Below are 6807 nucleotides of genomic sequence, written 5' to 3'. Positions count from 1 at the left end.
CGAGCGACCCTCGACTACCACTGTCCTGCCGAGATGTTCATGCGTGCGATGGGGCGTGATGACCTCGCCCAAGCCATCGATGATGCACTTCTAGATTGACACCGCCTAACCCAAAGAAAATGGCCTTGAAGAGCTCATAGCGCTGCGACGCATACAAGCTGTGCGGGTTTCAGCAATCGGCCAAGTCGAGTCCTTGGGTTACACACTGCGGCTACACCGCGGGGCGCCGTAGCCGAGAGGGCTTAAAGCATGGACGCTGCGGGATTTGCCGTACCGAGGACTTAAAGTGTGAGGTGTTGTGTGCCTTCTTGCTGAGTGGACTCAATGCATAGGGTGCGACGCCTTCTAGATCGTCATCCCCGCGAAAGCGGGGATCCAGCGTCTTTCTGCCACCTACCAACAACTACACGGGCTCGCTCGTGCTCTCGCCATCAATAGATATTCTCAGCACCGCAAAACAAGAAGACTTCGCTTCTCGCCTGCGCGGATACAAAGTCGCCAAGACCGGCTGACTAACCATGGGCGAGCCCACCCGGCCGCTCCATGCCACTACGGCATCGCTCTAAGTCCTCTCCGCCACGGCGCCCCGCGGTGTAGCCGCTGTGTGTAACCCAAGGACTCAACACAGCCGATCAACGAACCCTTGAACGCTCGTATGCAACGCAGCGCTATGAGCTCTTCAAGGCCATTTTCTTTGGGTTACTTTTCTTTTCCTCGCTCCTCAAAGCGGCGCCGTCCATGGCGCCTCCCCGCGTGGGCAAGCAAAAGAAAAGTGACTCGGCGGCCGGCAGGACGTCGAAACGCCCGCCGCGCAGGCGGCACCCTGGCGGCCACGCAACAGCGCGCAGCCGTTAGCAAACCCAATCTGCCAAATCACAGAAAAGCTGCCCCATCACCGCTGACACTTCGGACACCAAAACGTCGAACGCTGCCCCAACACCACCTGCCGAATCGCCGTGCCACACACCCGGCATGGCTCACCCTCCCGCCCATACACCTGCAACTCGCGGAAGAAATAACCAGGCGCACCATCCGGATTGATGAAATCCCGCAGCGTCGTGCCCCCACGCTCGATCGCCCACGCGAGGATGCGCTTCACCTCCGCCGCCAGTCGTGCATAACGGGCCCGCGACACCGAGCCCGCCGGCTTGCGCGGGTCGATACCCGCCGCGAACAGCGCTTCGCTGGCGTAGATGTTGCCCACGCCCACCACCACCGCGTTGTCCATCAGGAACAACTTCACCGCCGCCGTGCGTCCGCGCGAAAGTTGCCACAGCAGATCGCCGTCGAAATCGTCGGTGAGTGGTTCAGGGCCCAGCGCGGCGAGCAGCTCGTGGGTTTCGCCTGGCGGTTGCCACAGCAGGCAGCCAAAGCGGCGCGCGTCGGTGAAGCGCAGTACGCGTGGGCCCTCCGTGGCGGTTGCCTCCAGCGCGATGTCCACATGGTCGTGCTTGCCGACCAGGGCATCGGGCGGCAGCACGCGCAGCACGCCAGTCATACCTAAGTGCAGCAATGCGCTGCCCACCTGCGTGTGCAGCAGCAAGTATTTGGCGCGACGCTCCACCGCATCGATGCGCTGGCCCGGCAGTTGCTCCGCGATCTCCGGTGGAATCGGCCAGCGCAGGTCGGGCCGGCGCAGCACCACGCCGGTCACGCGACGGCCGATGACATGCGGGGCGATGCCGCGCCGGGTGGTTTCGACTTCGGGTAGTTCGGGCACGTCAGCTCCAGTCGGCGTGGAAGCTGCCTGGCTGGTCCACGCGCTCGAATGTGTGCGCGCCAAAGTAATCGCGTTGCGCCTGCAGCAGATTGGCGGGCAATTGCTCGGCGCGGTAACCGTCGTAATAGGCGATGGCCGAGGAGAAGCATGGCACCGGCACCCCCGCCTTCACTGCAGCGGCTACCACGTCGCGCAAGGCCTCCTGGTACTGCGCGGCGATGTCGCGGAAGTAAGGGTCGAGCAGCAAATTCTTCAGCTGTGCATCGCGTGCGTACGCATCGGTGATCTTCTGCAGGAAGCGCGCGCGAATGATGCAGCCCGCGCGGAAGATGCGCGCGATGGTGCCGTAGGGCAGGTTCCACTGATACTCGTCGGAGGCGGCGCGCAGCTGGGCGAAGCCCTGGGCGTAGGAGACGATCTTGCTGAAGTACAGCGCGCGTCGCACGGCTTCCACGAAGGCCTGCTTGTCGCCTGTAAAGGCTTTCTGGCTGGGGCCGGGCAACTGCTTGCTGGCGGCGACACGCTCGTCCTTCAGCGCTGACAGCAGTCGCGCGAACACCGATTCGGTGATCAGCGGCAATGGCACGCCAAGGTCCAGCGCGCTCTGGCTGGTCCACTTGCCGGTGCCCTTTTGCGCGGCGCGATCGAGAATGATGTCGACCATCGCCTTGCCGGTTTGCGGATCCTTCTTGGTGAAGATGTCCGCGGTGATCGCGATGAGGTAGCTGTCGAGTTCGCCCTTGTTCCAGTCGGCATAGACGGCAGCCAGCTCGTCGTTGCTCAGGCCCAGCACATGGTGCAGCACGGCGTAGCTTTCGGCGATCAACTGCATGTCGCCGTACTCGATGCCGTTGTGCACCATCTTCACGTAGTGGCCCGCGCCGTTGGGGCCCATGTAGGCCACGCAGGGTTCGCCGTCCGGCGCGCGTGCGGCGATTTCGGTGAGGATGGGGGCGACGAGGTCATAGGCTTCACGCGGGCCGCCGGGCATGATCGAGGGGCCGTGCAAGGCGCCTTCCTCGCCGCCGGAAACGCCCGTGCCGATGAAATGCAGGCCGGCGGCGCTCATCTCGCTTTCGCGGCGCATGGTGTCCTTGAAGAAGGTATTGCCGCCGTCGATGACGATGTCGCCTTTGTCCAACAGCGGCTTGAGCTGGGCCAGCGTGGCGTCGGTGGGGTCGCCTGCCTTGACCATCAGCAGGATGCGGCGCGGCTTTTCCAGCGAATCGACGAATTCTTCCAGGGTGTACGTGGGCACCAGGCGTTTGCCGGCGTTCTCGGCCACCACTTCGTCGGTGCGTTCGCGGTGCCGGTTGTAGATGGATACCGCATGGCCGCGGCTTTCGATGTTGAGGGCAAGGTTGCTGCCCATCACCGCCATGCCGATCACGCCAATTGCCTGCTTAGCCATGTCGCCGCTCCATTCGGTAGTTGGTCTTGAATGTTTTGATCTTGCCCATCATTCCCGCGACGGCGCGAATCCAGTGCGTTGGTTTCCAGGGGAGGGGAGAACCGGATGCGGCGTCGGGCGCAGATGACAGAAGGTTGTTCCGAACAACTCTACATATGGGGAGAGGCGAGGCGCGCACAAGTGCAGGCGCGGCGCCATCAATGCGCGCGCGTGGCCTGACTGGTGGCGGCGCGTGGCGTGTAGCTCAGGGAGATCAGTGCCACGCGGTCGCCCACGCGAACATAGCGCTGCGGGCCCGTGACCGAGGTTTCGCCGAACTCCAGGGCCTGGCCATTGAGGGTGAGCACCGCCACGGGCGGCGTCAGGCCGATCCTGGCGGGGTCGAAGTCGCTGGCAGGGCGCCAGCTCAGTACCTCCGCGCTGGCGGTATCGGCCAGTTCGCCGAGGCGACCATCGTCGGCGCGCCGAGGTTCACCATCGGTACGCCACCAATGCCCATCGCGGCGCACGTAGTGCTCCTCCGCCGCATGGCCGATGCGCAGGGTCACCGTATCGATCGCCGCGGCGGATGTGGCGAGCAGGGTGCCAGGGTCTTCCGCCCGATCGCGTTGCCATTGCCAGCCGGCGGCCAGCAGCAGCGCGGCGACGCCCGTTAGCAGCCCCAGACCCTGGCGTGTCGCTCGCTTCATGCGCGACGGCGACGCCAGGTGATCCAGCCGCACACCGCCAGCAACAGCAGTGGCAGTACCACCAGGAAGCCCAGCGTCACGGTGCTCAGCTGGGCCTGCGTGAGTTGCAGCACGCGATCGGGCGCGCCGCGCGGCGGCAATTGCACCAGCGCGTCGTCGCCCAGCAGCCAGTCGAAGATGCGCTCGCCCAGCGCGCGGTTGCCGCCGTTGCCGAGGAAGGTGTTGGAGAGGAAATCGCCATCGCCGATCACCACCACGCGTTGCTCGGCCTTGTCCGGGCTGGGCGAGAGGCGGCTGAGTGCAAAGCCGAAATCCAGCGGGCCTCTCAGCTCGCCCGCGCCGGCGTCGTACTGGATGGTGGAGCCGCCCGTGTTGTCGATGGGTTTGAACTCGGTCCAGCTCTGCGCGCTGGAACGCAGGAACGGCGCCACCTGCCAATCGCTGCGCGAGGCCATGGCCAGCGCCGATACCTGCGGGAACAACGTGGTGAGGGTGAAGCCACGGGTGATCGCATGCTTGGGGTAGTCACCCAGGGCGATCATGCGCGGGTCCTTCAGGCCCAGTGCGGCGCCCTGGCCGTCCACCAGCACGCCGGGCAGCACGCGCACGCCCAGTGCGTTGGCGAGTGGCTCCAGGTGCAGATCATCGTTGGTCGGCTCGGTGAGCCACAGCAGGTTGCCGCCATTGGCGACGTAATCGGTCAGCGCCTTCACCGCACCGGCGGGCAAGGCTAGTTCGGGGCTGGCCAGCACCACCAGGTCGGTGTGCAGGGGCACGGCGGTGGCCTGGGCAAAATTGAGCGGCACGGCGCGCATGCCGCGACCTTCCAACTGCGCCATGAAGGTGCCCAGGTCCGCGTTGCCCTTGGCGTCTGGGCGGCGTTCGCCGTCGCCACTGACAAACGCGACGATGCGTTCGCCACCGCGTGCCAGGCGCTCCAGTGCGTTGGTGAGGCTGCGCTCGGAGAGCTCATCCAGGCGCTGCTCACGGCCCTGGTAATGCAGGATCAGCGCACCATCCACGGTAATGCCCAGCTCGCGCATGGCGGCCGGGTCTTGCTGCGGATCGACGAAGCGCAGGCTGAGGTCCGGCTTCACCCGCGCGTAGCGCTCGACGAAGCCTGCCACCGTGTGGCGCAGGTCGCCCTGCGGATTGGCATAGCTGACGATCTCCACCGGGCCATGCAGGGTCGCCAGTACGGCGCGACTCTCCGCCGACAGGCTGGCGCGTCCGCCGTAGGTCCAATCCGCCACCATGTCGTTACGCGTGGTGAGGTAACCCACCGCGCCGGCAGCGGCCAGCAGCCCCAGCGCAAACAGCCAACTGCGCAATTGTCGTACGCCGCGCGCCATCAGCCGCGCTCCCGTTCGGCGGCGAGCCGATGCGTGGCCAGCGCCAGGGCCACCACGATCACCACCAGGAACCACGCCAGATCGGCGCTGGATACCAGGCCGCGCAACAGTGTTTCCATGTGCCCGCTGAGGGAGAGCCAGTTGAACACGCCGCTGGTCGCGCCGGCCTTCTGTGCGGCGATATTCACGCCCGCCAGCGCCAGGCCGATGGTGAGCGATACCGTGGCCGCGATGGACGCATGCGAGGCATACGCCGAGCTGGCCATGCCGATGGCGGCTAGTGCCGCCACGGTCAGCAGCGCACCCAGCGAAGCGGCGGCGAGCTTGCCCCAATCGAGGCTCACGCCGTGCGCCAGGCTCAGCGGCATCGCCAGCGCCAGGGCCAGCCACAGCACCAGCCACAGCATCAGCGCGAGGTACTTGCCGAGCACGATGCGCGAGGCAGGCAAGCCGGCGGCGAACCACAACGGCAGCGTGCCGTTGCTGCGTTCACCGGCGAGGCTGGACATGGTGAGCAGCGGCACGATCACCAGCGCCAGCTCCGCCACGCCAAAGGGCAGGATGCCGCCGGTAAGGATGCTGCTGAGCATCGGCACGCCCACCAGGTCGGTATAGCCCGGGCCGCCGGGCAGCGCGGCCAGCTTGATCTGCCCGGCGAGAAAACCGCCCAGCAAAAGCACGAAGCGCCAGGCCAGCTGGGCCAGCGTGAGCGCGGCCAGCACCCAGGCCAGCGGGCGAACGAACAGGCGGCGCAGCTCCAGCCGCGTCACGGCGAGCACACTCATGCAGCCTGCATCCTGTCGTTGCTCCCGTCGCCGCGCATGGCGATATCGAAAAAGGTCTGTTCCAGCGCCTTGTGATCGTCGCTGCCGATGGGGGCGTCGTAGCGCAGTCGCCCCTCGTGCAGGATCGCCACGCGATCGCAGGCGGCCGTCACTTCAGCCAGAAGATGGGTGGAAAGGATTATCGCCGTGCCCTGCGCGGCCTGCTCGCGGATCACCGCGCGCAAGGCCGACACCTGTACCGGGTCCAGCGCGTTGGCCGGTTCATCCAGCACCAGCAGGCTCGGCTGATGCAGCAGCGCGCAGGCCAGACCCAGCCGCTGGCGCTGACCTTGCGACAGCACGCCGGCCAATCGTCGCGCCAGCGGACCCAGCTCCAGGCGTTCGACGATCTTCTGGCGCGCCTGCGTCAAGGCCTTGCCGCCCAGGCCGCGCAAGCGACCGTGGGCGTCCAGGTGTTCGCTCACCGTCAGTTCCGGCCACTGCGGGGCACGTTCGGGCAGCCAGCCGATGGCTTGGCGGGCCAGCTCCGGGTGCTCGACGAAATCCTTGCCGTTCAGCTGGATGCGCCCGCTGTCGGGTATCAGGGCGCCTGCGATCATGGCCAGCGTGGTGGACTTGCCGGCCCCGTTCACCCCCAGCAAACCCAGTACCTGACCGGCGTCCAGCTGCAGGCTGAGATCGGCCACCGCAGGGCGTCCGGCTCGGTGGCGGGTCAGGTTATCCAGTTGCAACACGACGGTAGGCGCGGTCATTGCATGATTGTCACGGGGCCCCCATTTCCATACAACTGGGTGGGAGCGCCATTGCGCGGTACAGCACATTAACGTCGTTGCCTCAAAGAGGTGCGACA

General features: G+C 66.1%; 6 protein-coding genes. All 6 read right to left on the bottom strand.

Annotated elements, in window-relative coordinates; genetic code table 11:
- Positions 1-892 precede the first annotated feature (892 nt).
- The 6 genes from mutM to AC3G2C_RS19060 all read right to left on the bottom strand — a co-directional run bounded on the left by mutM (position 893) and on the right by AC3G2C_RS19060 (position 6709).
- Positions 893-1720, bottom strand: coding sequence for a bifunctional DNA-formamidopyrimidine glycosylase/DNA-(apurinic or apyrimidinic site) lyase (mutM, locus tag AC3G2C_RS19085; RefSeq protein WP_488386207.1), 828 nt, complete (start codon positions 1718-1720; stop codon positions 893-895).
- Between the two features lies 1 nt (position 1721).
- Complete coding sequence (gene gndA / locus AC3G2C_RS19080) at positions 1722-3131, bottom strand: NADP-dependent phosphogluconate dehydrogenase (RefSeq protein WP_488386206.1); 1410 nt, start codon at positions 3129-3131, stop codon at positions 1722-1724.
- Between the two features lie 197 nt (positions 3132-3328).
- The gene (locus AC3G2C_RS19075) at positions 3329-3820 is read right to left on the bottom strand and encodes a hypothetical protein (protein ID WP_488386205.1); all 492 of its coding nucleotides are present in this window, start codon (positions 3818-3820) and stop codon (positions 3329-3331) included.
- Positions 3817-5172: a GldG family protein gene (locus tag AC3G2C_RS19070; RefSeq protein ID WP_488386204.1), complete on the bottom strand. Its 1356-nt coding sequence runs from the start codon at positions 5170-5172 to the stop codon at positions 3817-3819. The genes AC3G2C_RS19075 and AC3G2C_RS19070 overlap by 4 nt, the downstream gene beginning before the upstream one ends.
- Entirely contained in the window at positions 5172-5957 is a 786-nt protein-coding gene (locus tag AC3G2C_RS19065; RefSeq protein ID WP_488386203.1) for an ABC transporter permease, read from the bottom strand. Before AC3G2C_RS19065 ends, AC3G2C_RS19070 begins: the two co-directional genes overlap by 1 nt.
- The gene (locus tag AC3G2C_RS19060; protein WP_488386202.1) at positions 5954-6709 is read right to left on the bottom strand and encodes an ABC transporter ATP-binding protein; all 756 of its coding nucleotides are present in this window, start codon (positions 6707-6709) and stop codon (positions 5954-5956) included. The genes AC3G2C_RS19065 and AC3G2C_RS19060 overlap by 4 nt, the downstream gene beginning before the upstream one ends.
- Positions 6710-6807 lie beyond the last annotated feature (98 nt).

It is taken from the genome of Frateuria sp. sgz306004 (assembly GCF_057750885.1).
Note: the sequence above shows the minus strand (reverse complement) of the source record. Positions and strands in the feature narration are given on the sequence as shown.

Excerpts from the sequence above, each read along its gene's own strand:
- gndA (WP_488386206.1), bottom strand. The coding sequence starts at position 3,131 with ATGGCTAAGCAGGCAATTGGCGTGATCGGCATGGCGGTGATGGGCAGC.
- AC3G2C_RS19075 (WP_488386205.1), bottom strand. The coding sequence starts at position 3,820 with ATGAAGCGAGCGACACGCCAGGGTCTGGGGCTGCTAACGGGCGTCGCC.
- AC3G2C_RS19070 (WP_488386204.1), bottom strand. The coding sequence starts at position 5,172 with ATGGCGCGCGGCGTACGACAATTGCGCAGTTGGCTGTTTGCGCTGGGG.
- AC3G2C_RS19065 (WP_488386203.1), bottom strand. The coding sequence starts at position 5,957 with ATGAGTGTGCTCGCCGTGACGCGGCTGGAGCTGCGCCGCCTGTTCGTT.
- AC3G2C_RS19060 (WP_488386202.1), bottom strand. The coding sequence starts at position 6,709 with ATGACCGCGCCTACCGTCGTGTTGCAACTGGATAACCTGACCCGCCAC.